Consider the following 25,543-nt stretch of genomic DNA (forward strand, 5'->3'; position numbering starts at 1 on the left):
CAATACATATACGGTACAACGCCCTCCATAGGCAAAAAAAGGAGCCGTTGCTTCAGCGGCTCCTTCCCTCCCTTCATGACCAGATACGGCCTACAAGGGTTGACTTAATGCGAGGTATTTCACTTTGTCATCCTGGAAATACAGATGAAACCGGAAATAATCCCCGACTTTATAACTCCAGCGGCTATCCAGCTTCAGTGCCTTTGTCCCTAATTTCTCCGTAACGTCAGCCGTGCTGATCCCCGTCTTTACGCCAGCTGCGCACTGGTGAACCGGCCGCGTAAAAACGATCATCCGATTCAACTCCAGCACCCCGTCTTTAAATAAACGGGCTTCCTTGACTTGACCGGTACCGTCGTCATAGAAAGGCTTGGCCCAAACGATCTCCTCAGGCGGATATTGGGTTAGCCGCTGCTCCCATCCATCGAAGTCCAGGCCATCCACCTGCGCGGCTTCCCCGTCCAGCGGAGCTGCAGGAGCCGTATCCAGGTTCACGGAGGCTTCCTTCTCTTGCTCCACCCTTGCTTGCTCCTGCAGGGCATCCAACGAAGCCAACTCCTCCCGCTCGTGGAACAGCCCTTGCATCAACAGCAGCACCCGATCGTCAGCATAGTAATATTTGCCGTGATACTCATAAGTGTTGCTGGTTAAGTCATAGGTCAGCTCATAGTGCGTATTTGACAGCTTAAACTGCAGAACCACCGGCTTCCGGGAAGCCGCCGGTACCGCACCCGCAAGCGCACTTTTCATATCCGTATAACGCAGCGATTCCAACAGGACAAATTGCCGCTGCGCTGGAATGCGGGTATTTTTGCCGTTTCCGCTAACCGTGATCGCAAGAACCTCCTCTTCCTTGAAAGGAAGATGGTCTAGCAAATACGGCGACTCGACAGCAAGATCGTTATTCGCAACGTCTGAAGCTTCTCCTGTAACCGTCGTCGGAGCTTGTACCGGCGTTTCAATGGAGTCGCCAGAAGGTGGTGCATCCGGACGGCCGTAAAAGATCCAGCCGACTACCATCACTACAACAATCATCGTAAGGCCCGCAAGCATGCTTCGGGCTGGGTTATTTCTTCTGATAAAAATCCCGCCTTGTCCCATGTGAAAGTGGTGATATAAATCATACTATCACACTTTAAACAGGCCATTTATAGTCCGAACGACGTATTTTACTTCACGAGGTCTTCCACGAACTTAGGCAGCACAAATGCGGCCTTATGAAGACGCGGCGTGTAGTACTTGGTGTCCAGTTCAGGAATGTTCGTCTCGTCCACCTGCAGTGGATCATAAACCTTGCTGCCCATCGTGAACGTCCACAACCCGCTTGGGTAAGTTGGGATGTTCGCACCGTAAACCCGAACGATGGGGAAGATCTCTTTCACGTCTTTGTTCACCTTTTGAATCAAATCCGCTTTGAACCAAGGGTTATCAGTCTGGGCAACGAAGATGCCATCGTCTTTTAACGCTTCATAAATGCCTTGATAAAATCCGCGCTCAAATAAAGGCGCCGCCGGCCCCACCGGTTCGGTAGAATCGACCATGATGACGTCGTATTGATTTTTGCTTTCAATAATATGCATATAACCGTCTGCGACCTGCACGTCCACCCGTGGATTGTCCAGCTCCCCGGCAATCTCCGGCAAGTATTTCTTCGAATACTCAATAACCTTGCCGTCAATCTCGACCAACACAGCCTGCTCCACTTCGGGATGCTTGATCACCTCGCGAATAACCCCGCCGTCCCCGCCGCCAACGACGAGCACCCGCTTCGGATTCGGATGGGTGAACAGTGCCGGATGCGCTACCATTTCGTGATAGACGAACTCATCCTTGATGGTGGTCATCACCATGCCGTCCAAGACGAGCATCCGGCCAAATTCCTCTGTATCTAACATCGCCAAATCTTGGTACTCCGTTTTTTCCGTAACCAGCGTTTCGCGTATTTTTGCCGTAATCCCAAACACGGGGGTTTGCTTCTCCGTAAACCATAATTCCATGCGATCAACCTTCTTTCCCTAGGATCATATTTCATGCAGGCCAGCCCAAAACATCATTTCCTATATTGTACCAAACGAAAAAATAATAACACATCTCCCAAATTAACGGTGCAAGCACGGCTTCTGACGTGAATGATCTCTCCCAAACTTTCCCATACTGAACTTTAGACGTTCGCAGCACGGATTTGCTATAGGATCGGAAAGGAGAGTCCTCTCGTGCAGAAACTCGTTCGCAGTGATCGACATCATCATAAACGTAAACCTCGCCGTCCGTGGCTTTTGCTGTTCAAGCTGATGGTCGGCACGGGGTTACTTGGCCTATGCGCTGTCGGCATCCTGCTCCTCTACTTGTCCCAAGCCGAGCTGCCCCTCGCCGGATCGGATCGGAATTCACAGCTGATCAACAGCCGGGGAGAGACGATCGCGGTGTTCTCAGATGGCGGGAAGAACCGGGAAAGTGTGGAACTGCAAGATATCTCGCCTTGGCTAATCAAAGCAACGCTGGCGACCGAAGACCGACAGTTTTACAACCATTTTGGTTTTGATTTGAAAGGGATGGCTCGGGCAGTCCTGGTGAATATCAAGGAAATGGGCACTGTCCAAGGAGCGAGCACCTTAACCCAGCAGCTGGCGCGGAATTTGTATCTGTCGCATGAACGGACCTGGTCTCGCAAAATTAAGGAAGCGATGTACACCGCCCAGCTGGAGATGAAATACTCCAAAGATGATATTTTGCGCATGTACCTTAACGAAATTTATTACGGGCACGGCGCGTACGGAATTGAAGCCGCCGCTCAGATGTATTTCGGAAAACCCGCAAAGGATTTAAGTCTGGCCGAAAGTGCGATGTTAGCCGGGGTTCCGAAAGGTCCCACCTATTATTCGCCGTTTAATCATATGAAGAACGCCAAAGACCGTCAGCGTACCGTGTTGTCGGCAATGGTTGCCACGGGCGAGATCACGCAGCTGGAAGCCGATCAGGCGTATGAGGCGATCCTGAATTTCCAATCGCCGAAGCAGCCAAGTCCCACCGATAAAGCTCCTTATTTCCGCGATTATATTCGCAATGTGGTGGTCGGCGAGCTTGGCTTTGACGAGACGCTGCTTGAGCACGGCGGGCTGAACATCTACACGACACTGGATCCGGATGCGCAGAAAGCAGCCGAAGAGGCGGTGGCTGCGGAGCTCGCAAACTCGCCGGATCTGGAAGCTGCTCTCATTTCCATCGATCCGCGCAACGGCTACATCAAAGCGATGGTTGGCGGTGTCAATTACAAGAAGAGTCAGTATAACCATGTCTTCGCCACAACGCGGCAGCCCGGCTCCAGCTTTAAGCCGATCATGTATCTCACCGCGCTGTCTTCGAGAAAATTAACCAGTGCCAGCAAGTTCAGCAGTCAACCAACGCTGTTCCATTACGACGACAACCGCAAAACCTATAGCCCGAAAAACTTCGGTGACAAATACTTAGGCGACATCGATATGCGACAAGCGATAGCGGCTTCGGACAATATCTATGCGGTCAATACGATTCTCACAGTAGGAGCCGAGCAGGTCATCGAAATGGGGCGAAAAATGGGCATTACCAGCCCGTTGCAAGCCGTTCCTTCGCTGGCGCTGGGGACGTCTCCGGTCAGCCCGTTCGAAATGGCTACGGCGTTTGCGGTGATCAGCAACCAGGGCCGCAGCGTGGAACCCGTGGCGGTGCTAAAAATTACCGATGCCAGCGGGCGCGTGTTATACGAGGCCAAACCGGCCAAAAGCGAACAAGTGGTAGAAGCTTCTGCCGCCTACGTACTGACGCATTTGATGGAGAGCGTATTTGAGACCGGAGGGACGGGCAACCGCGTCTCCAACGAAATCAAACGACCAGTCGCCGGGAAAACCGGAACGACTAGTACGGACGCCTGGCTTGTCGGCTTTACGCCGGAGCTGTCGACAGCCGTTTGGGTTGGCTATGACAAGGGCAAGACGCTTGGCACCACGGAGTCGCGAAAAGCCGCCCCGATCTTCGCCAAATACACGGAAAAGGCGTTGGAAAAAGTACCTCCGAAGATTTTTCCCATCCCGGACGGGGTGGTCAGCGTATACATCGATCCGGATACGGGGCTGCTCGCCACGAAGGATTGCCCAGACAAGAAACTGGAGGTGTTCATTGAGGGCACGGAGCCCACAGAGTACTGCACCACGCATGGAGAAGGCGAAGTCGAACCCGTACCGCCTCCAGCCGAGGTGGAGAAGAAGGAGAGCCACTCCTGGTGGGAAGATCTGAAACGCTGGTGGATGGATTAGAGGCTGGCTGTGGCTGGAGTTGGAGTTTGGGGTTGGGAGTTGGACAAGACATGAAAAAGTTCTTACGATAAAGGAAGCAATCGCTAGTAAAAAATGTTCAAGGAGACTTCCTTATCAATGGACCCGATCTTGAAGCAAATCAAACCGGGGGCGCCGTTGCCCCCGGCTTTTTATCGATTGACGGCCCTGGAGGCCGCCCCCCGTCTGCTCGGACAGACGCTGGTCCGACGTACGGAAGAAGGCGACATCCGCTGCCGCATCGTCGAAACGGAAAGCTACGGCGGCATAGAGGACAAAGGCAGCCACGCCTACGGAGGACGCCGTACCGCGCGGACGGATATTATGTTTGGACCCGGCGGAACGGCTTACATCTATCTGATTTATGGCATGTATAACTGCCTGAACGTCGTCACCGGTACGGAAGGCGACCCGCAAGCCGTGCTAATCCGAGCGGTCGAGCCTCTATCCTCGGCAGACGAAGCGGCGATGCGCCGCTATCGTGGGACGGCTGCCCGCAAGCCCGCGGATGTATCAGGCGGCCCCGGCAAGCTGTGCCGTGCACTGGACATCACGAAAGCGCTGAACGGTTTGCCGCTCGAACATCCCGGTGGTCCGCTTTGGATCGAAGGCGGATCGATGTCGGAGGGATCTGGAGCGGATGAAGTGATCGTCCAGGCACCGCGTATCGGCATTGCGTATGCGGAGGAATATGCGGCAAAGCCGTGGCGGTTTTATATTCGCGGCAACCCCTATGTGTCGGTCATTGACAAGCAAGCCGAGGTTTGGTCAGGAGACGCCGGCGTTGCCGATATCTAGGCTGCCATTCGATCCTTTTAGACCATTATCCCGTTGCATCAGGAAGAGACGAAGCGGTTTGGCTGCGGTTTGCGAGCCCAGTTGTTCGCTTCAATAGTTCGCTTCAGTTCGCTTCAATGCAGTCAGCGATGACGACAGTATATCCGCTTCTCTCTCGATGCAGCCCGCCTCACTTTAGAAGCATGGGATGAAAATCCGTGCTCCTGTCTATTTTGCCTAATGACTCCGTTCAAGCATGGGGTCTCCTTACAAGATCACTTTCTAGGGAGACCTTCTTAGCATTCCTTCCCCTACACCCATCTGAATGAAAGGGATAATCCCGCAAAAAGGCACGACAAGAGCCCGAAGGGGCAGCAGAGCCTCTAAATCGTTGCCATACACATTCAAAAGTACCTTTGAATATGCTATAAGATCGCTTATACTTGAACTATATCATTCAAACGTTGATTTGAATAAAGGAGGTCGACGTTCCATGGCCGACACGGTAGAGACCGCAGATGTGTGCGAGCAGTATTGCACCGAACCTGCACGTACGAACAGGCTTCGAGAAAGTCTGGAGGAACGGGACGTGAACGGGATGGTCCAGATCTTTAAGGCTTTGTCCGATCCGAATCGGGTGAAGATTGCTTATTATTTGCAACACCAAGAGCTATGCGTCTGCGATATCGCCGATTTACTCGATGTCTCCGTGGCGACGGCTTCCCATCATCTGCGCCAGCTGAAGGCACTGCATATCGCCAAATCGCGCAAGGAAGGCAAGAACGTCTACTATGCGTTAAGCGACCATCATATTCAGACGCTGGTAGCCATGACGCTGGAGCATCAGAAGGAGCAGATGAACGAATGAACTCAACAGTGGCAAAAAATCAAACGTCCGGCGAGAGCCATCGCATCGAGTATCGTGTGCTGGGATTGTCCTGTGCGAACTGTGCCCGGGAGATGCAGGAGGAAATTCAGCGCCTGGATTACGGGGAGGATGCCTCTCTTCTATATAATAGCGGGCGCCTGCTCCTCCATCCTGCAGTGGATTTGAAGCAGGTGGAGCGGATTTTGAAAAGAGACGGAGCCACCCTAATCTTACCGGGTTCCAGCTCCGCTGACGGTACGGCTGCTAAGGCTGCTTCGAAAGCCGTCTCCCAGAAGTCGGCAGAACTCGGAAACTCCAGTGAACCGCATGAACATGAAAGTCGCCTGGGGATCTGGCTACTGGTCATTTCCGCCGTGCTCTACGGGGGGACGTTTCTGCTCGACGTACCCAATGCCGTACAGATTGCAAGTTATCTGACAGCCATTGTCCTCAGTGGGTACACTACGTTCCTGCGCGGTTTGCGGAACTTGCTCCGATTGAAATTCAACATGGATACGTTGATGACCGTAGCCTTAACCGGTGCGGTGATGATCGGGGAATGGAAAGAGGCGACGTTGGTCGCGATATTGTTTGGTCTGAACGAGCTATTGGAGGGTTATGGCATGAACCGCGCCCGCCGCTCGCTATCGGCGCTATTGGATGCTGCTCCAAAGGAAGCGATTGTCATTCAAGACGGACGGGAAATGATCGTCCCGATCGCGCGGTTGAAGGCAAACGATATTGTGCTCGTCCGAGCCGGGGAGAAGATCCCTTCAGACGGCACGGTCCTGGAAGGGACGAGCGCCGTCAACGAAGCAGCCATTACCGGCGAATCGATTCCGGTCACGAAACAGCCCGGCATGCCGGTATTCGGCGGCAGCATCAATACGGAAGGCCTGCTTCAAGTCCGGATCGATAAACCGTACGAGGACTCGTCGCTGGCCAAAATCATGCATCTTGTCCAGGAGGCGCAGGATAAGAAAACGCCAACCGAACTGTTCATCGATCAGTTCGCTAAATGGTACACGCCGGCCATCATGATTCTGGCGGCGCTGGTGATGCTGGCTCCGCCGCTGCTGTTCGGGCAGCCGTGGATGAAATGGATCTACGAAGGTCTAGCCATTCTGATCGTTGGCTGCCCGTGCGCCCTTGTGCTGAGCTCGCCGATCGCGCTGGTCAGCGGAATGACCCGCTGCGCGCGGCTCGGCGTACTCGTCAAGGGCGGTGTACATCTGGAGCAGCTCGGGAAGCTGAACGCGATCGCGTTCGATAAGACCGGCACCCTGACGAAGGGGCAGCCGGAGGTGCAGCGCGAGATCGCGTATGTGCCGCAGCGGTTTTACACGGTAGCCGCCGCACTGGAGCGCGGCTCCCTGCACCCGCTGGCCGCTGCGGTGGTGCGTTACGTTGCCGCCCGCACCGGCGGCAACAGCGACGTGGCTTGCTGCTGCGAACCCGCCAGCAGCGGGCATGGCCGCGGCGCTCACGGAGCTCGCGCCGATGGCGCCCAGCGCGATGACGGCTGGGCGCATCCCGCCGGGCTCACGACCTTGCCCGGCGTGGGCGTGAGCGCCGAGGTCGACGGCGTTCGCTGCTATGTCGGCAGCGAAGCGCTGCTCGCGCAGCTCTCCCTCGGCGGCGAGGAGCGGGCGCGCGTTGCCGCAGACCTCGCGCGCCTGAAGGCGGAGGGCCTCACCGTGGTGCTCGCCGCGGAATCCGCGCGCGTGTTGGGCCTGTTCGGCCTCGCCGATGAACTCCGTCCGGAAGCTCCGGACGTCGTCCGCGCCTTGCACCGCGCCGGAGTCGCCCGCACCGTCATGCTGACGGGCGACCACGCCGCGGCGGCCCAAGCGATCGCTGACCGCAGCGGTGTCAGCGAATGGCATGCCGGCCTGCTGCCGGAACAGAAGGTCGCGCAGATTCAGGCGCTGGCCGGCCGCGGGAGCGTGGCGATGGTCGGCGACGGGATCAACGACGCTCCGGCCTTGGCTGCCGCCGACCTCGGGATCGCCATGGGCCAAGGCACGGACAGCGCCGTAGAGACCGCCGACATCGTGCTGATGCAGGATCATCTCGGCCATCTTCCCCGCGCCATCCGCATCGCCCGACAGGCCAAACGGATTGTTGCCTGGAATATCGGCCTCTCCCTAGCGCTGAAGCTGATCGCCCTGCTGCTGACGATCCCCGGCTGGCTCACCTTGTGGGTCGCCGTCATGTCCGATATGGGCGCGACCATTCTCGTCACGCTGCTCGGACTGACGATTTTACTCGGTAAGGACCCGCAAACGGCGGTGGGTTCGTCGAAGCTTCAAGTCAGCCCCCAGCGCTAACTTCCCTTGCCAAGCAAAACGCCCCTTCCGGGAGTTCAACCGGATAGGGGCGCTTCTTTTATGCCTCGTTTATTTAGTTCACGCGTCCAGGGCTGCCTTCAGCTCTTCCGGCGAGCGGTCCCACCATTCCTCATTGGTCTCGATCAGCAGCTGCTTCAGCCCGGCCTTCTGCTCTTTGCTCAATCCGTCCAAAATCACTCTGCGTTTTAACGCATAATCCATTTTGTTAACATGGTCGGCAAGTATTTTCCAGCCGCGGCGTGCTTCCGTGTCAATCAACATTTCGCAAGCCGTCATGCCGCCGTAAAATTGGCCTTCCGGCCCGCGGTCTACCGCAACCCATACGATCCAAACCTGCCGTCCATTGGGAACGTCCTCCCGATTGGTCGAGAATTTGATGCCTTTCTCCACCTTGCTTTTCGCATGCATGGCACCGACATCAATGTACACCTCATCTCCGTCGATGATGACCGGAGACATGCTGTTCAAATCGATGGAACCTGCACCAAAGCCTTTATGTTTGCTCTTCTCATCGTTGCTGATAATGTTGAGGGCAAAAATCTTTTTACCCGATTTCGGTGTCTGATCCATAATTCCCTCCATATTTCGCATACCTGCCGCCTCGTTCTCATAAGCAAGGCAGCTTCTATCGTTATCCTTACATCTCAATCCTAGTTCAAAAAATGGCTTTTTAACTACCTCTCAATTTTAACTAATAATCTTCCAAATGCAAACATATACATGCTGTAGATGCTTGTCAACGGGAGGTATCCATTGTATGACCCGACGTACTATTGTCTACGGCATTTCTATCCTTGCCTTGTGCCTCACCCTCGGAGCCGCCTGGGTGACCCTGCGGGAAGGTGGGGAATCGCTGGCTTCGTTCGTCCCGGCCAAGGCGGAGCCTAAAGCGGTCCAAAAAACCGGACAAACCCCAACGCCGCCGCAAACTGAAACCATTCAGCAACCGACCGCCGAAGTGCTCAGCAATCGGGTCGCCGAATATCACATCGACGTCACGCTGAACGAGCAAGAGGGGACGTTAACCGGCTCAGAGACGCTGACTTGGACCCATCCCGGCAAGAAGACGATCAACGAGGTGTACTTGCACTTATATCCGAACGCGTTTGCTTCCGAGGATACGACGTTTATGAAAGAATCGGGCGGAAAACTGCGGAACGACGTCATGCCTAAGGACGGCTGGGGATCCATGGAGATCACCGAACTGAAAACGACCGACGGCATCTCCTTGCTGCATCGGATCCAGTACGTTCAGCCTGACGATGGCAATACGAAAGATCAAACCTTAGCCAAAGTTCGGCTGCCCGTGCCGGTCCAGGGCGGTGAAAGCCTGACGCTGCGGATGAAATTCACCGTCAAGCTGCCGAAGATTTTTGCCCGTATGGGCATTGCCGACGATTTCGTCATGGCAGGGCAATGGTTTCCTAAGATGAGTGTGTACGAGCCGGTGGGGACTCGGGGGCGGACGTCCGAAGGCTGGAACCTCCATCAGTATCACGGGAACTCGGAATTTTACTCCGACTTCGGGATTTACAGTGTAAGGATCAATGTGCCCGAGACGTACACCGTGGCAGCCACTGGTTTTCAGACCAAAAAGGCAGTCTTGAAGAACGGACGGAAAACCTTGCAATTCTACGCCGACGATGTCCACGATTTCGCTTGGGCGGCTTCGCCGAACTTCATCTACATGGAAGAGCCCTTCTCCTCAGCAGAAGTTCCCGGCGTGCGCATTAAGCTGTATCTCGATCCCGCACATAAGGATCTGAAGGAACGCTACTTCTATGCCGCCAAGGTCGCTCTGGCAAACTACAGTAAGTGGTATGGCCGGTACCCGTATTCCACGCTGTCCGTGGTCGTTCCACCGGCGAACGCAAACGGGGCCGGCGGCATGGAATATCCGACTCTAGTTACCGCGTTTGGGGCCGTCAGCGATTCCCCTGGATACGATGATCTGGAGCGCACGGTCATCCACGAAATCGCCCATCAGTTCTTCTACGGGATGATCGCCAACAATGAACTCGAGGAAGCTTGGTTGGATGAAGCCTTTGCCTCCTATGCAGAGGATAAGCTCATGGAGCAGGAGTTCGGCATCACCCCGAATTTGCCGATCCAATCGGCCATGATTACTTCACCGGCTTCCTTGACCCAGAACGCCTGGAAATACGGTCCCGGGGATGGCTATGCCAAGAATGCGTACTACCGCGGCAAATTAATCCTGCTGGATATCGAGCGGCAGGTCGGCAGCAAGACGATGAGGCGGATTCTGAGCACATACAGCCAGAAATATCGGTTTAAGCACCCAACGACCGCTGATTTCCAACGGGTAGTTGAGCAAGTGACCGGCCGCAGTTGGAAAGCGTATTTTCAACAATACGTCTATGATGGGAAAATGGCGGATTTTGCAGTAGACAACATTCAAATCACTCCAATCAACCAGGAAAGCGGTCAGATATACGAGTCGAAAGTGGTCTTTACCCGCAAAGGGGCAACCCATCCGAAGGTTCCGCTGCTGTTCACCTTCACCGATGGGCACACCGTACGCAAGCAATGGAACGGGGAAGATTCTCGCCTCGAGATCAAGCTGCAATATAAAGCACCGCTGGCATGGGTTCAGATCGACCCGGACTACACCTTAACGGTGGAGAACCTTCACATCAACAACTATCTGAAAGCAGAAGTCCCTGAAACCACGTTGTCTCGCTCCAATATGAGCGTCACCAAGCTGCTTGAAGCGATCCTTGGAGGACTTCTGTGGTAACCCTAGGTCCATACTTCTATAAGGAGGGAAAGAAATGAGTTTCGTTCGTTTAGGGTGGACTGCCCTGAAAAGCCAATTTCCCTCGGTCATCATCTTGTTCCTGTACCAGCTGCTGTGGGGATTGTTCTTGTACCGGTTGGTCGATACTGCCGTAACGGCGCTGCTGCAAAGATATCCTGACCCGCCGCCCACGGCGCTATCGAAACTCCTGTTCTTGCTTGAGGGACAGATGAATTTATGGAGCAATCCCGAGGTTCGGTTGTATTGCTGGCTGCTGGCAGGGATGATCGTCCTGCGCATGATCTTGACTCCGTTGATCCAGGCGGGAATCTTCTACGGCTTCACACCGGCGGAAAATCGCAACCCCGGCTTCCCCCTGTTCCGAGGAATGAAGGAATTTGGTAAACCGGTAATTTTGTTCTACGCGATGGAGCTCGTGCTTACCTTGTTGCCCGCCTTCTGGATTGTGCCGAGACTACTGTCGCTTTGGCCGGGGTTGACCGGGATGGAACTTCCGATGGCAACCTGGCTCGCTGGGCTTGGGCTGATCCTGGGCTGGTTCATTTACGGTTGGTTTATCCGGCAATGCCTGTTGTTTGTCCAGTTCGGCTACCTGTTTAAAGCCGGAGTTTGGAATTCCCTGCTGGCTTGCTTCCGAACCTTGTTGCAGGGCGTCTCCATCTCGCTAATTCTCGGGGCTTTTGGCCTGATCCTCTTCCTTCTGTTCGGCACCGCATCTTGGATTTGGACGGGGATGCTGGCCCTCATCCTGCAGCAGGCTTATCCTCTCTTTCGCTGCACATTTAAAGTCTGGAAGATCGCCTCTCAATTTCATCTTTGGCAGTCCAAGGCACAAAAAAGTTAAAATTTTTTAACTCCTTAAAACCCCTGTAACATCAAGGCCTTCGCCGTTCGGCGAAGGCCTTTCCTCCTATTTCCCCTCTTAATCTTGTGAATTAGGCATTGCCAAAAGATACCTACCTTTGTTACAATAACAGCAACGCAATTTCAGTAACAGTTTTGTAATTATTTTTGTCATCTTTGGCAGGAGATTCGTGCCGGATGTCAAATTAGAAATGACAGGTGTGAAAAACAAGCCGAATTCCCTTCACCAGGGAAACGGGGGAACCACTTTGGGTGAATTGATCTCGTTTGTGAGGGATCATAGGGAACCTTCAACCGAATCCTTAAGCTAACCTCGTAGGCATTGGAAGGAGCATAACTTCTTGAAGAAGCGTTTGACGGTAGCAGCAGTAAGTTTTGCCATGCTTTTCACCATTGGAACTGGCAGCGTTTTCGCCGATTCCAAACTGGACAATGTCATCGACGGCGCGCTTGGAAGCAGCTACGTTGCAGGCGGAACCACAACCTCCGGATTCGACTGTTCTGGATTTACGATGTACGTCTTCTCGAAGATCGGCATCAAGCTGCCTCATCAATCCGCATCCCAATACAAAATGGGTACGGCGGTTGACAAGAGCGAACTGATCGAAGGCGATTTGGTCTTCTTTAATACTTCCGGCAAAGGCGTTTCTCATGTCGGCATCTACGTCGGCGACGGCAAATTTGCTCATGCCTCCTCCTCCAAAGGTGTAGTCATCAGCAAATTAAGCGAGAAGTACTACGTCGAGCGTTACGTTGGCGCAAAACGCATCATGAGCAACGACAAGTATGAAGATGTAACCGGTGAAATTGCTGATCACGATGATGTTCAATAAGAACTCGCTACGAAGCCCGTGGGGATGTTGATTACAACGTCTCTGCGGGTTTTTTCCTTGGATCCCCTTTCTTTCTCCTACTCTTTTCTTTAGCCCTAGTCTCTTAGGAACCATTACCCACGAATCCCTTCGCGAACACAGGCCAATAGAAGCGTTTTTTTCGACAAACTTGTCATCTCTGGACGGCTTTGGTAAAATGAAGAACGTAAATGGTAACAACTTTGTAATTATTGTTGTAACTATTTCTATGCAAGATCTTGGGTGCCATCTACAATGAAACTGCCGAATTCCCACGCACCCGGGAAGCGGGGGACCCACCAAAGGGTGAATTGATTTCGCTATAAAAGGTAACAGTCTCATCCTTCATGATCCGAAGATGACTTTTTAACTTGCCATTTCAATCAAGGTTAAAAAGTTAGGTTTGGAGCACCGAGAAGGTTGAATGAAGCTTAGGGACTGAGCAGCGCAGCGTAGCTGGAAGCTACGTGAGCAGCGGAAGGCCCGGCTGAGTTCAAGATTCGACGCCGAATCTCCATCCTGAGTTACTTCGTGATCCGAAGATGACTTTTTAACTTACCGCTATAGCAGATCATAGGGAACCTTCAACCGAATCCATAAGCTAACCTCGTAGGCCTTGGAAGGAGTAAGACATCTTGAGAAAGACTTTGACAGCAGCGGTAACGAGTTTAGCCCTCCTATTCACCTTGGGGGCAGGTAGCGCCTTTGCCGACTCCGCAAAAGCCGAGACAACGACGCTATCTAGTATCGTCGATTCCGTGTACGGGACGCCTTATAAATTTGGCGGCACCACGACAGCGGGATTTGATTGCTCTGGATTTACCCGGTACGTCTTCAGCAAGATGGGTATCAAGTTAGCACGTGTGTCTGCCGCTCAGTATAAGCAAGGCACACCGGTACCGAAGAGCGAGCTTCAAGCTGGGGATCTCATCTTCTTCAAGACGACGGGGACGGGCAAAGTATCCCATGTTGGTGTTTACGTCGGCGACGGTGAATTCGCCCATGCATCCTCATCCAAGGGCATCCGGATCGACAAGCTAAGTAACAGTTATTACCAGAACCGCTACGTTGGCGCGAAGCGTGTTCTCAGTAAGTACGGTTATTCCGTCTACGCTGCGGAATCGTAATCCATTGATCTATCGGTTTCATCCTGTTCATCATCACTAATTCGCCGCTGGGCCGGGTTCTCGTTGGAACCGCCTTGCGGTCTTTTTTTATCTGTACTCTTATCTATATAACGAAACAACTGGGAAAAAGGTTGCCGCAAAGCCAAAAATCCAGGAGAAATCCCACAATTTTAATTTCCCGAAGGGTAGGCAAAAACCTTTACAAGCTGCGTAATTCCGGCTATTGTGAGGATAATGGAACAATTACGACGGACTTTCCTTTAATTAAGGAGGGGCAATATGGACCAAACGATGTCTCCGTTTCGTATCGTGCCGATGGAAGAAGCCCATGGCGCGGAAATTTGCACCTGGCGTTACGATTCTCCTTATGACATCTACAGTTGGCTGCCATGGGAGCAAATGAAAGCGCTCGACGTGGAGTTTGGGAACCCGGCGATCCGCGCCGAACAGTATGTCTCCGTATTGGATGAGAAGGAGGAGCTTGCCGGCTTCGCTCAGTACTTCCCGATGGAAGGAGTCACCCGGCTTGGCATCGGTATGAAGCCCGAGCTATGCGGCCACGGGCTGGGCAAGCTGTTTGTGAGGACCATCGTGGAGGAAGCTCGGCGTCGTAAGCCGGATAACCAGATTGACCTAGAAGTGCTGACCTGGAACACCCGGGCGATCCGGGCTTACCAGAAGGCGGGGTTTGTCATTACCGATCTGTATGAGAAGATGACACCTGGCGGGGTGTCCAAACCGTTCTATTGTATGGTTCATAAAGGGCTGCCCGAATAAAGGCACGCTCTTTTTTATGTCTTGTTTTGATTAAGACTATGACTTATGGCACACAATTTAACGGAAACGGATAATTTTTGTTCCTAATTTGGACACAAAGACTATGATCAACCCGTGTGTTCCGTTATAATGGATAGGTAGCATACATAGGAGGGGCGATTGAAATGCAAAAGTGGATCATGAGCGGTTTGTTCGTCATCGCAGGCGCTTTAGCCCTTGTATTGATGTTCACCTTGCCAAGCCGGGAAGAGGCTGCGCAAGAAGCCAAGCCGCAAATGCCTGAAATCACCATGAACGCAGAACAAGCCGAAGCCATCGTCAAAGCAAATTGCATCTCCTGCCACGGTGATACATTGCAAGGCGGCGCGGGCCCAAATCTGCAGAAGATTGGATCGGAATTGACGGCAGACCAACTGTTCTCCATTATCACCAAAGGGAAGGGCGGCATGATGCCTTCTTTTAAGGATCGCTTAAAGGAAGAGGAAATTGCGAACGTCGCCTTATGGCTTGCGGAGAAAAAATAAACACGTGAAAAAAGCACAACCGCCGGGAATGTAAATTCCCGGCGGTTGTTTTGTTACCTCTATAAATCCGATCATGGCTGACTTGGCTAATCCCCTGACCGCATCTTTTCGTAGGCCTCGTTATATTGCTGCGCCTCCTTGATGTCAACGGCTGTAATGCCGCCTTCCTCCCAAGAGGTCAAACGGAGCGTTACCGTTTTATAGTCGATTGTGATAAAGGGATGGTGGTTAAATGCTTCCGAGATCGCAGCTACCTCATCCACAAATGCGATCCCCTTCATAAAGTTGGAAAACGTATATTTACGAAAAATCCATCGTCCTTCCTCTAGTTCCCATCCTTCCAGTTTTTCCAAATGCGCTTCAACTTCTTGCGGTGTAAACGGCATTATTCTTCCTCCCGTTCTCTTCAAGAACTCCTGTATATGTAAGTTTCCTCGTCACGCACCAGGATCTGAAGTTTGATTTGTCCTAGCCTCGTCTCCAACTATTGTATTCTCGAACCCCTGCCTTCATGCTTATCGCCATTGGACGGTACAGCGGCAGCAACAGATGCGGTTATATCAAGGATACGGAGGTTAATTCGGAATCCCCGATCAGGATATTGATACGATGTCCTTCGGGATCATAGATCACGATCGCACTGCCTACCTCAATCATCGGCTCCGAGCCCAACCCAAAGAATAAATCCTCCGCCAGAGCTTCAAGCACCTCGCCTCGATCCGTATCCGATAACCCTTCCCATTCCGAGGGCTCCATTTCGAAGAAAAGATAGCTATCTTGAATCCGGCCAACCGCGTTCGTCAAATCAGCCAAAATAAATTCATAATCCCTGCCGTATTTTACGCCCACTGCGATATCCTCCCTTTCGGCCTTCTCCATTCTGACCGTAATCTTATTATACCGGAAAAAACCACTTAAAAAAAAAGGGAAATCTGTCGATAAAATAGTTAATCGTTTCAGACTGGTGTGTCAGTCTCTTCCGCAAGGACGCGGAAGGGCAAGTTGGTATCAATTTCTCTCAAGGACGAGGTGTACAATGGAATTTTCAACAATTATTGGTTTGATTCTCGGATTGATTGCCCTGATTTTAGGTATGTTCCTAAAAGGCGCACCCGTAGAAAGCTTGGTTCAGAACCCTGCGGCCTTCGTCATCATCTTTGTCGGAACGGCGGCAACGCTGTTTATGGGCTTCCCGTTATCGGAGTTGAAGAAGTTTCCGACCTTGATCAAAATGACGATCGTCAAACCGAAAATGATCAGCAAAGCGGAGTTGATCACCCTGTTTACGGAATGGGCGACCATTACCCGCCGCGAAGGCTTGCTGGCGCTGGAAGCGAAGGTTGAAGAGATCAACGATGACTTCCTGCGCGGTGGGATGCGGATGATCATCGACGGCAACGATCAAGAATTCGTGCAGGATGTCCTGACTGAGGATATTGCGGCCACCGAGGAGCGCCACAAAGCAGGTGCTCTGATGTTCTCTCAGGCGGGGATGTACGCTCCGACACTCGGGGTGCTTGGTGCGGTTGTCGGTCTGATCGCCGCACTGTCCGACATGAGCGATATGGAGATTCTGGCTCATGCCATTTCAGGTGCATTTATTGCGACGGTATTCGGTATTTTCACCGGTTATGTGCTGTGGCACCCGATCGCCAATAAACTGAAACGTCTCTCGAAGAAAGAGATGGAGATCCGGTTGATGATGGTGGAAGGCCTGCTGTCCATTCAATCGGGTGTGTCTACGATTGCAATTCAACAGAAACTTGCCGTGTTCTTAACCCCTGCGGAACGTGCGGAAATCTTTGAAAAGGGGGCCGGTGATGGTGAGCAAAAAGAATAAGAAACACCAAGATCACGAGGAACATGCCGACGAGAGCTGGCTGCTCCCCTATTCTGACCTGATGACGCTGATGCTGGCGCTGTTTATCGTCCTCTATGGAATGAGCACGGTGGACGCTCTGAAATTCCAAGAGATGAGCGAAGCCTTTAAGAGCGTTCTGACCGGGGGCACCAGTGTCCTCGATCAGAACGCTATGATCAGCAACAACCGGACTTCGCTCAGCGAAATGGAGACGCCAAAGACGAACGAGAACGGTCTGATGACCAAGAAGAACGAGCTGAAGCGTCAAGAACAGCAGAATCTGGAATCTCTAAAGAAGCAACTGGACACCTATATCAAGGAAAACGGATTAACGGATGACCTGGAAACGAAATTGAATCAATCCCAGCTGATGATCACGATTAGCGACAAAGCGCTATTCGCTTCAGGGGAAGCCGTAGTAAAGCCAGAAGCTCGGCAGTTAGCGAAGGCGATCTCCAACATGCTGCAGCAATTCCCGGATTATGAGGTGATCGTATCCGGCCATACCGACAACGTGCCGATCTCAACCTATGAATTCCCGTCGAACTGGGATTTAAGCTCGGTACGGGCGCTCAATTTCATGAAAATTCTCCTGCTGAACACGAACTTGGATCCGAAGAAGTTCAGCGCCATCGGATACGGGGAATATCACCCCGTTGCCAGCAACGATACGGCTGTGGGCCGCGCACAGAACCGCCGGGTCGAAGTGTCAATCATCCGCAAGTACACGGATAGCACCGAGCAGCTTGGTGTAACAGCTGCCCATGAATAAAGAAGCAAAGGACAGGCGCCTTAGATGTAAGGCAACCTGTCCTTTATCTTTTGTCCATGTTACGTTAGGAAAGCTGGTAATTCAGGGCCAAGCCCAACTCCCGCTTCTCTTGTTCAGTTAAGTCGCGCCAGGTGCCTACCTTCTGCTGACCAAGATGGATGTTCATAATCCGGATGCGCTGCAATCTGCGTACTTCATAGCCGAGAGCGCTGCACATCCGGCGAATCTGCCGGTTCTTCCCCTCGGTCAGAATAATTCGGAACACCCGATCCGAAACCCGCGTCACCTTGCACGGCAACGTCATCTCCCCGAGAATTTTGACGCCTTCGCTCATCGCTTTCACAAAGCTAGGGGTAATCGGCCGATCCACGGTCACGATATATTCCTTCTCGTGCTTGCCTTCCGCCCGCAAAATTTTATTGACGATATCGCCATCGCTGGTGAGCAGGATCAATCCCTCGGAATCTTTATCCAAGCGCCCAATCGGAAAAATCCGCTCCGAATGCCCAACGAAATCCACAATATTGCCTTTCACATGCGTTTCCGTTGTGCAGGTGATCCCCACCGGCTTATTTAAAGCGATGTACACGTGTTTAGAACGTTTGGCCGCAATCGCCCTCCCGTTGACCCGGACATCGTCTCCTGGCTCCGCCTGGCTGCCTAGAACCGCCTTGACGCCGTTAATGGTCACTTGGCCCGACTCGACCAGCTTGTCCGCCTCTCGTCGGGAGCAAAATCCCGTTTCACTAATGAATTTATTAATTCTCATGGTGCTGTCTTTGGTCCCCCCGCATAGCCAGCAGTTCGCTTAATTTGCGAGATCCGCTTGCCCTTCGTTATGTTCTTCTTCCTCCTGTACAATCGGGAGGGTAATGGTTACAGCCGTTCCTTTGCCAAGCTCGCTTTCGATCTTCAGGGTCCCGCGGTGCCCCTCAATGATCCGCTGGCTGATCATGAGACCGAGACCGGTGCCTTTCTCCTTGTTCGTATAGAAAGGCTCACCCAACTTCTGAAGCCGATCTTTAGCGATCCCTTCGCCTTCGTCGATGACGCGCAGCACGGCAAAGCCGCTGTCGTCCTCTTCCACTTGGAGCAGGATCTTTCCTCCTTTGGGCATGGCCTCCATGGCATTTTTCAACAAGTTGATGAATACCTGCTTCAATTGGTTCTCTTCACAGTGTACCAGAACCGGGCTTGGCGAGAAATGCACTTCAAATTCAATATTATGTAAATGGGCTTCGCTATCCAACAAAGAGACGACGTCCCCCATCGTGAAGCGGACGTCCTTGATCTGAAACTGCACTGCCTGAGGCTTGGCTAAAATCAGAAATTCGCTGACGATCAGATTAATTCGGTCCAGCTCCGCCAGCATCACATCGGTATGCATCACGTTCACCGTCCGGGTGCGCTGCTGCATTTGCAGAAACCCGCGAAGCGTCGTCAACGGATTGCGGATTTCATGTGCAACCCCGGCGGCGAGCTGCCCTACCGTGGTGAGCTTCTCAGACCGACGCAACAGGTCTTCCATTTTATTGTGCTCCGTCATGTCGCGGGAAATGCTGATCAATGCGGTAATTTTGCCCGCTTGGTCGAAGATCGGTGATACGCTGATACTCACCTCAACTTGGCTGCCGTCCTTGCGCAATCGAACCGTCTCCGCCAATACCGATTCAGCGGTTTCAATCACTTCCGCCTCCGGACGCCAAATGGTCCGCCCATCTAACTCGAACTCCGGAAGATACTCGAGATACTTCCCGACAATTTCTTCGCTGCTCCAGCCGTACAGCCTTTCGAAGGCGGCATTGACTTGCAACACCCGCCCTTTGACATCCGTAATATGGATCGCATCCGCCGTCTGGCTTATGATCGATTCCAGATACTCCTTCATGGACCGGTTCTCTTCGCTTTTTTGCCTCAGCTCGGTCGTATACCGGCCCAAGTTGTCCGCCATGATGTTAATTTTGTGGGCAAGGAGTCCAAGCTCGTCAAAGCTGCTGACTTTTAAACGAGTATCCAGCCGGCCTGAAGCCAACACATTCACCTGGTCTAAAATATGGCGAATCGGTCGGATCAGCCCGCCAGCCATCCAATAGCTCCCCGTCACCATTAATGCCAACAGACTAACGGAAACGATAAGCTGACCGATCATCTGCTTGTTGATCGCATCGGCAATCGGGGAATAACTAGACACAACACGAATGACGTAAGGATTCTCCCTGTAATTCGAAATGGGAACATAGCACTCCAGCACACGTTCGCCGTTAATCCGAGTATCCACTACCAGGCTGCGATTTTGCGAAATGGCCTCTGCGACCGATTGTCTCAAGCCTTCATCATTTTTATAGTTATAGGTACCGAACAGCCGATGGTTCTCATCAAAATGATTCGGGTCAATTCCTGTAATCTCCAACAGACTGCGGTTCGTACTCATCGATTTTTGCGCAATACGATCCGGGCTGGTCATGATCAGGATCGCATCCGTCATGTCGCTGCTCATTTTTCCGCCCAACGTGAGCTTGACATAATTATACAACGAACGACTTTGTTCGACAGCAATAGCAATTTGATTCGCGGTCAGCATCATGTTCGCTTCGCTGTCCCTGCGCAGATTATCCCGTACCGTAAAATAACTTAAAACAATATTCAGAGAGAGGATAATCAGCGCAAAACAAGATATAATCAAAGCGAGCTTGGTTTTTATAGTCAAGCGTTTATCCCACCTCTGGAACTAATTTATGGATATTTATGGGATTCACAAATTCTACATACATCATACCTTTTACGACATGTTTTGCAAAGACGTTGAATTTCCCAGATCATATCCTTACAATATGTAGAAATGCCTACAAAGCTAGTTCTTAAGCCTTATCTATGTGATGTGAGCTTTCTTAGTTATCCACAAATTATCAACATACTCACAGTGTTCTGGATAATATGTGTATAAAAGTGGGGATATTCTCGGAGTTATGCACAATGTTATTCACAACATGTTAACAACGAATGCCTGTTCGTTGGACAAAACAGAGGGTTATGCCCATTAAGGAGTTGATTTGATCTATGCCTTCTTCATCCCCTTTAATACCCGAACCTCCAGCCTCCACTTATCCCCATGAATATTGGATGGCCGAAGCAATTCAGGAAGCTCGTAAAGCAGAAGCTATTGGCGAAGTCCCCATCGGTGCGGTGATCGTCCGAGGCGATGAAATCGTTGGGCGCGGCCACAACCTGCGGGAAAGCTCCCTCGATGGCACCGCCCATGCGGAGATGATCGCCATTCGCGAAGCAAGCGAGCGGCTGGGTGCCTGGCGGCTTCTCCACTGTCGACTCTATGTCACGCTGGAGCCTTGCCCCATGTGCGCCGGAGCGATCGTACAGTGTCGTGTCCCCCATGTGATCTACGGAGCACCGGACCCAAAGGCAGGATGTGCTGGCACGCTGATGAACCTGCTGCAGGAGCCGCGGTTTAACCACCGGACCGATATTACCTCCGGCATCCTTCAAGAGGAATGCGCCTCGCTGTTAACCGAGTTTTTCCGCCGACTTCGCAAGAAATAACTTCTCATAAAACATTAAAACCTCCAAGCCCTTAAGAAACATGGGATTGGAGGTTTTTTTCGAGTGAAATAGAAAGCTGCTGAATAAGGCCTAATTCTTAATAGCCATACTGGCCCATTTCCTCTTGCAGTTCTTCTAATGTCAACGTGTCAGTCGGAATACCAATTTCAAAGGCCGGCTTCTCATTGATTTGGGTAAAGTGGCTGGTCATTTGCACCGCGGCCTTCACGTTCGTCTGCGTATCCGGATCGTTGACCGCAACGTCCGCCTGAACGTTATAGTACGCTGGGTAATTGTTCTCGTCGATGGCGGTATCCACAGTGAACTTGTTGATTTGCAGATGATTCTTCATCTCATCCAGCGCCTCGCCCAATTCATCCTGGTTGCCTTCCTGCAGCTCCTGCTTCGCCTGCTCGATTTCCTCCGGCGTCAGCTGCAGCATCGAACGGTATTCTTCTTTCGCCAGGATATCCAGCATCTTCGGCAATGCCTGGTTTACCAAAATGGTCACCGCTTCTTTTACATTGTCATTCGTAATGGCAAACTGCACAACTTGCTTCGCCTTGAAGCCCGCCGGCAACGATGCCTCCTTAGGATCGATGTTGCTGAAGTAAGCCCCCGACTCATATTCGGCAAATAATGCCCCCATCAATTCCATACTCAGCTTCTGACTCTTCTCCGGGTTGAATAGATCCGGATTAAATTCCTCGCCCGCTTGCTCTGCCAGCTCTTTCAAGTCCAGTACCAGGAATTTCCCTGTCACTGACTCCGGCAATGGCAAGAACGGAATGCTTGGGATTTTCACATACAGCTTCTCGGCTGTCATCACCAACGGGATAGTAATGGTGGTTGTCATATCCCCTGTCAGTTTGACTTCCAGCGTTGCTTCCGTTTGCATCGGTTCCTTCTGGTAAATTTGCTTGATGTTGATCTCTGCGTTCTTGAGCATGGAAAACACCGCGCCTACTTCCGCAGACTCTGCCTCTTCTGTCCCTTCTACGGAGAAATCCAAGATCTTAATTTGATTCTCCACCACGTAGGAATCCATCTCCAGCGCCTTCATCGCTGCGCTGCTCAAGGCTTCCTTCGGTTCTTTCTTACTGCTGCATCCGGACAATACCAGTACTACAGACAGCATCACCAGCATCATCGACGTGAACCATTTCCTAGACATTACAGTCTCCTCTCTCCTGCCCTAACCTCATTCTAAAGCATTCCTTTTTCTGAACACTTCTCACATATCATAAACCATACGCCAATAGGACGGAATTCATTTCTCCAAATTAATGGATCGCCTTTTTCTTGAAACGTCCGCCTTTGACGTCATGAATGTTTCCGACTGCCAAAAATGCATTTTCATCGTAATGATTAACGATTTCCTTCAGCTTGGCTTCTTCCAAGCGGGTAATTACACAGAAGATGACTTTCTTCGGATCCCCGGAAAAACCGCCTTCTCCAGTTAAGTACGTAACGCCGCGGCCCAAACGGCTTAGAATAGCATCTCCGATCTCATCGATTTGATCGCTGATGATCCATACCGATTTCGACTCGTTTAAGCCATCTACCACGATATCAATCGATTTGTAGGCAATATAATAAGCTAACAGCGAAAATAAGGCGCGCTCCCAGCCAAACACAAAGCCTGCGCTAAGCAAAATAAAGAAGTTAAAAAACATAATGATCTCGCCAACCGAAAACGGAGTTCTGCGCGAAATCAGAATGGCTACAATTTCGGTACCATCCAAGGAGCCTCCAAAGCGGATGACTAAACCGGTACCTAACCCTAACAAAATACCGCCAAACACGAAAGCCAGCAAGGTATCCGTTACAAACGGTTCAGCATGGTGCAGCAGTGTTGTACCGGCCGACATAACAGTAATGCCCAAAAGGGTGGATATTGCAAAAGTCTTGCCGATTTGTTTATAACCGACAATTAGAAACGGGAGGTTGAAAAGGAAGAGGAATACCCCAAGCGGGAGTCCCGATAAATAAGAGGTCATTACGGAAATACCGGTTATCCCGCCGTCCGTAATTTTATTTGGTACCAAGAACAGCTCCAGTGCAACAGAGACGATCACCGCTCCAATGACAATAAACATCGATCTGAATAAAGTACTTTTCAGCGTCCGCTGTTTATGTTGACGTACTTGGGTTGCATTCGGTGGAATCAGATGGTTTGGATTAACTGCGTTCAAATGGCATCACGATCCTTTCAAGTTGGTTTGCTCAATTCTTCCCTCTCACCAGGCTTTCTCTAGTATTCATGCTCCCCTTTAAAGGACATACCCTTATCTTTATTATGACATTTTCTTGTCTTGTTGTCTTGTTCTAATTCATAAGTCCCTTCAATACAAAAGCCCCAGCAGAAGCTGGGGCTGCGGAACAGCGAATGTTTTCAATGGATTAGGCTTACCCTTCCGGATTGTAATGACCATCTTGTTTACGCATTTTCACCTTTTTGGACCCGGATAACGGTTCTGGGCCTCTTTTCCCCTTATCACGCCGATGATCCTGGTCTTGGATGTTGTCAGATCCAGAGGTTTGATAGGTCTGCGGTTTCGTCATAACAGATAAAGCCTCCCTTGATTTAATCAACAAGGTTAATTTGCGAAAAAACGGCTGGCCTTATACACGAAAAAAAAGAGCATCTCTGCTCTCTAAATGTGCAATATGTATGGCGGAGAGGGTGGGATTCGAACCCACGTGGGCTTGCACCCTAACGGTTTTCAAGACCGCCCCGTTATGACCGCTTCGGTACCTCTCCAAGGAAAAATCCGATTCGCGTAACAAATCAGATTCTACCATATCGTCCGCAAGCGTGCAAGTTAATTCCGCTTGGTAATCTTCTGTAAATTGCCCATATACGGACGCAGAACTTCTGGAATAACTACACTGCCGTCCTCTTGTTGGTAATTCTCAAGAATGGCCGCGACGGTCCGACCGACAGCCAGCCCTGAACCATTCAGCGTATGCACGAACTCCGGCTTCGCCTTCGGCTCCGGACGGAAGCGAATGTTGGCCCGGCGAGCTTGGAAGTCCTCCACGTTCGAGCAAGAGGAGATTTCGCGATAGACGCCGCTTTCCGGGAGCCATACCTCTAGGTCATAGGTTTTGGCCGCCGTAAAGCCCATATCCCCCGTACACAAGGCAAGTACACGGTAAGGCAGGCCCAACAGCTGCAGCACGCGTTCCGCGTTCTCCGTCATTTTCTCCAGTTCGTCATAGGAAGTGTCCGGATGCACAATCTTGATCATTTCCACCTTATTGAACTGGTGCTGACGAATCAAACCACGGGTATCGCGGCCCGCTGCACCGGCTTCCGAACGGAAGCAGGAGCTATATGCCACATAATAACGCGGCAAATCTTCCGCATTTAAAATTTCGTCACGATGATAGTTGGTCACCGGAACCTCAGCGGTTGGGATCAGATAGTAGTCGTTGCTGCCGGTGAGCTTGAACAAATCCTCTTCGAACTTCGGAAGTTGTCCTGTACCGTACAAGCTGTCTTGGTTCACGATGTATGGTGGAAGCATTTCCTCATAGCCGTGCTCGTTGCTGTGCAGATCCATCATAAAGTTGATGAGCGCACGCTCAAGACGGGCTCCCAGCCCTTTGTAAAACGTAAACCGCGAGCCGGTTACCTTAGCGGCAGCCTCGAAGTCAAGGATGCCGAGGTCAGCGGCAATATCCCAATGCGCCTTCGGTGTAAAATCAAATTTACGCGGTTCGCTCCAGCGGCGGACTTCAACGTTATCTTCTTCAGAAGCCCCCACCGGTACACTTTCGTGCGGAATGTTGGGAATCGAGAGCATCAGCTGGTCAATTTGGGCTTCCAGTGTCCGTACCTCTTCGTCCAGTTCCTTGATGCGATCCCCGACCTCGCGCATCTCCACGATCAGCTCGTCGGCGTCCTCTTTATTTTTCTTACGCTTGGCCACTTCTGCTGACACCGTGTTCCGACGGTTCTTAAGCGCTTCGCTCTCTTGAAGCAGCTCCCGGCGTTTCTCATCCAGCGGGGCAAAACCGGAGATCAGCTCCAACGATTTTCCCCGATTTTTCAGCGCTTCCTCAACACGCGCATAGTCATTACGTAAGATTTTCACATCTAACATGAGTAGTCCCTCCTAGAA

24 protein-coding genes, 1 tRNA gene and 1 riboswitch are annotated in these 25,543 nt (G+C 51.8%); of the genes, 13 read left to right on the top strand and 12 right to left on the bottom strand.

The features are described 5' to 3' along the window. Positions 1 to 90: 90 nt before the first annotated feature. Together C812_RS20865 and speE are read right to left on the bottom strand one after the other, a co-directional pair. Positions 91 to 1,035, bottom strand: coding sequence for a hypothetical protein (locus C812_RS20865; protein WP_244268380.1), 945 nt, complete (start codon positions 1,033 to 1,035; stop codon positions 91 to 93). A gap of 134 nt (positions 1,036 to 1,169) precedes the next feature. After that, the gene (gene speE, locus C812_RS20870; protein WP_016314622.1) at positions 1,170 to 1,997 is read right to left on the bottom strand and encodes a polyamine aminopropyltransferase; all 828 of its coding nucleotides are present in this window, start codon (positions 1,995 to 1,997) and stop codon (positions 1,170 to 1,172) included. 216 nt (positions 1,998 to 2,213) lie between these two features. Here speE and C812_RS20875 point away from each other — a divergent pair, with 216 nt between their 5' ends. The 4 genes from C812_RS20875 to C812_RS20890 all read left to right on the top strand — a co-directional run bounded on the left by C812_RS20875 (position 2,214) and on the right by C812_RS20890 (position 8,282). Continuing rightward, the gene (locus C812_RS20875) at positions 2,214 to 4,289 is read left to right on the top strand and encodes a transglycosylase domain-containing protein (protein WP_016314623.1); all 2,076 of its coding nucleotides are present in this window, start codon (positions 2,214 to 2,216) and stop codon (positions 4,287 to 4,289) included. A gap of 117 nt (positions 4,290 to 4,406) precedes the next feature. Beyond that, positions 4,407 to 5,105, top strand: coding sequence for a DNA-3-methyladenine glycosylase (locus tag C812_RS20880; RefSeq protein ID WP_016314624.1), 699 nt, complete (start codon positions 4,407 to 4,409; stop codon positions 5,103 to 5,105). 472 nt (positions 5,106 to 5,577) lie between these two features. After that, the gene (locus C812_RS20885; RefSeq protein ID WP_016314625.1) at positions 5,578 to 5,952 is read left to right on the top strand and encodes an ArsR/SmtB family transcription factor; all 375 of its coding nucleotides are present in this window, start codon (positions 5,578 to 5,580) and stop codon (positions 5,950 to 5,952) included. Further along, positions 5,949 to 8,282: a heavy metal translocating P-type ATPase gene (locus C812_RS20890; protein ID WP_016314626.1), complete on the top strand. Its 2,334-nt coding sequence runs from the start codon at positions 5,949 to 5,951 to the stop codon at positions 8,280 to 8,282. The genes C812_RS20885 and C812_RS20890 overlap by 4 nt, the downstream gene beginning before the upstream one ends. Before the next feature lie 78 nt (positions 8,283 to 8,360). Here C812_RS20890 and C812_RS20895 read toward each other — a convergent pair whose 3' ends face one another. After that, positions 8,361 to 8,873, bottom strand: coding sequence for a YwhD family protein (locus C812_RS20895; RefSeq protein WP_036626285.1), 513 nt, complete (start codon positions 8,871 to 8,873; stop codon positions 8,361 to 8,363). A 187-nt stretch (positions 8,874 to 9,060) separates the two neighbouring features. Between C812_RS20895 and C812_RS20900 the strand changes: the two genes are divergently transcribed. The 6 genes from C812_RS20900 to C812_RS20925 all read left to right on the top strand — a co-directional run bounded on the left by C812_RS20900 (position 9,061) and on the right by C812_RS20925 (position 15,225). Beyond that, positions 9,061 to 11,061 (top strand): M1 family metallopeptidase, encoded by a 2,001-nt coding sequence (locus tag C812_RS20900; protein WP_016314628.1) that lies wholly within the window; start codon positions 9,061 to 9,063, stop codon positions 11,059 to 11,061. A gap of 34 nt (positions 11,062 to 11,095) precedes the next feature. After that, positions 11,096 to 11,926, top strand: a complete 831-nt coding sequence (locus C812_RS20905; RefSeq protein WP_016314629.1) for a hypothetical protein — start codon at positions 11,096 to 11,098, stop codon at positions 11,924 to 11,926. Positions 11,927 to 12,146: 220 nt separating this feature from the next. Next, positions 12,147 to 12,283, top strand: a riboswitch (cyclic di-AMP (ydaO/yuaA leader). A 4-nt stretch (positions 12,284 to 12,287) separates the two neighbouring features. Further along, a complete protein-coding gene (locus C812_RS20910) occupies positions 12,288 to 12,779 on the top strand; it encodes a C40 family peptidase (protein WP_016314630.1) in 492 nt (163 codons plus the stop codon). Positions 12,780 to 13,432: 653 nt separating this feature from the next. Next, on the top strand, positions 13,433 to 13,924 hold the full coding sequence (locus tag C812_RS20915; RefSeq protein ID WP_016314632.1) for a C40 family peptidase: 492 nt from the start codon (positions 13,433 to 13,435) through the stop codon (positions 13,922 to 13,924). A gap of 279 nt (positions 13,925 to 14,203) precedes the next feature. Further along, on the top strand, positions 14,204 to 14,701 hold the full coding sequence (locus C812_RS20920) for a GNAT family N-acetyltransferase (RefSeq protein ID WP_016314633.1): 498 nt from the start codon (positions 14,204 to 14,206) through the stop codon (positions 14,699 to 14,701). A 164-nt stretch (positions 14,702 to 14,865) separates the two neighbouring features. Further along, the gene (locus C812_RS20925; protein ID WP_016314634.1) at positions 14,866 to 15,225 is read left to right on the top strand and encodes a c-type cytochrome; all 360 of its coding nucleotides are present in this window, start codon (positions 14,866 to 14,868) and stop codon (positions 15,223 to 15,225) included. Between the two features lie 86 nt (positions 15,226 to 15,311). Here C812_RS20925 and C812_RS20930 read toward each other — a convergent pair whose 3' ends face one another. Continuing rightward, positions 15,312 to 15,611 carry a 4a-hydroxytetrahydrobiopterin dehydratase gene (locus tag C812_RS20930; RefSeq protein ID WP_016314635.1) on the bottom strand — a complete coding sequence of 100 codons (300 nt, stop codon included), beginning with the start codon at positions 15,609 to 15,611 and terminating at the stop codon, positions 15,312 to 15,314. 169 nt (positions 15,612 to 15,780) lie between these two features. Continuing rightward, positions 15,781 to 16,074 (bottom strand): hypothetical protein, encoded by a 294-nt coding sequence (locus C812_RS20935; RefSeq protein ID WP_016314636.1) that lies wholly within the window; start codon positions 16,072 to 16,074, stop codon positions 15,781 to 15,783. Positions 16,075 to 16,261: 187 nt separating this feature from the next. Here C812_RS20935 and motA point away from each other — a divergent pair, with 187 nt between their 5' ends. Continuing rightward, positions 16,262 to 17,065, top strand: coding sequence for a flagellar motor stator protein MotA (gene motA / locus C812_RS20940; protein WP_016314637.1), 804 nt, complete (start codon positions 16,262 to 16,264; stop codon positions 17,063 to 17,065). Then, positions 17,046 to 17,858: a flagellar motor protein MotB gene (gene motB, locus C812_RS20945; RefSeq protein WP_016314638.1), complete on the top strand. Its 813-nt coding sequence runs from the start codon at positions 17,046 to 17,048 to the stop codon at positions 17,856 to 17,858. The genes motA and motB overlap by 20 nt, the downstream gene beginning before the upstream one ends. Before the next feature lie 64 nt (positions 17,859 to 17,922). Here the strand turns inward: motB and rluF are convergent, their stop codons facing one another. Both rluF and C812_RS20955 read right to left on the bottom strand, forming a co-directional pair. Continuing rightward, on the bottom strand, positions 17,923 to 18,627 hold the full coding sequence (rluF, locus tag C812_RS20950) for a 23S rRNA pseudouridine(2604) synthase RluF (RefSeq protein WP_016314639.1): 705 nt from the start codon (positions 18,625 to 18,627) through the stop codon (positions 17,923 to 17,925). 39 nt (positions 18,628 to 18,666) lie between these two features. Beyond that, positions 18,667 to 20,565: an ATP-binding protein gene (locus C812_RS20955; RefSeq protein ID WP_016314640.1), complete on the bottom strand. Its 1,899-nt coding sequence runs from the start codon at positions 20,563 to 20,565 to the stop codon at positions 18,667 to 18,669. 350 nt (positions 20,566 to 20,915) lie between these two features. Here C812_RS20955 and tadA point away from each other — a divergent pair, with 350 nt between their 5' ends. Continuing rightward, positions 20,916 to 21,413 carry a tRNA adenosine(34) deaminase TadA gene (tadA, locus tag C812_RS20960; RefSeq protein ID WP_016314641.1) on the top strand — a complete coding sequence of 166 codons (498 nt, stop codon included), beginning with the start codon at positions 20,916 to 20,918 and terminating at the stop codon, positions 21,411 to 21,413. Positions 21,414 to 21,510: 97 nt separating this feature from the next. Here the strand turns inward: tadA and C812_RS20965 are convergent, their stop codons facing one another. The 5 genes from C812_RS20965 to serS form a co-directional block, all read right to left on the bottom strand. Continuing rightward, on the bottom strand, positions 21,511 to 22,587 hold the full coding sequence (locus tag C812_RS20965; RefSeq protein ID WP_016314642.1) for a hypothetical protein: 1,077 nt from the start codon (positions 22,585 to 22,587) through the stop codon (positions 21,511 to 21,513). A gap of 109 nt (positions 22,588 to 22,696) precedes the next feature. Then, the gene (locus C812_RS20970; protein WP_232228338.1) at positions 22,697 to 23,512 is read right to left on the bottom strand and encodes a YitT family protein; all 816 of its coding nucleotides are present in this window, start codon (positions 23,510 to 23,512) and stop codon (positions 22,697 to 22,699) included. 310 nt (positions 23,513 to 23,822) lie between these two features. Then, the gene (locus C812_RS22450; protein ID WP_016314644.1) at positions 23,823 to 23,978 is read right to left on the bottom strand and encodes a hypothetical protein; all 156 of its coding nucleotides are present in this window, start codon (positions 23,976 to 23,978) and stop codon (positions 23,823 to 23,825) included. Positions 23,979 to 24,088: 110 nt separating this feature from the next. After that, a tRNA-Ser gene (locus C812_RS20975) sits at positions 24,089 to 24,177 on the bottom strand. A gap of 61 nt (positions 24,178 to 24,238) precedes the next feature. Beyond that, positions 24,239 to 25,525 (bottom strand): serine--tRNA ligase, encoded by a 1,287-nt coding sequence (serS, locus tag C812_RS20980; RefSeq protein ID WP_016314645.1) that lies wholly within the window; start codon positions 25,523 to 25,525, stop codon positions 24,239 to 24,241. Between the last annotated feature and the right edge of the window lie 18 nt (positions 25,526 to 25,543).

Origin of the sequence: Paenibacillus barengoltzii G22 (genome assembly GCF_000403375.2) — a bacterium.
GTDB lineage: Bacteria > Bacillota > Bacilli > Paenibacillales > Paenibacillaceae > Fontibacillus > Fontibacillus barengoltzii.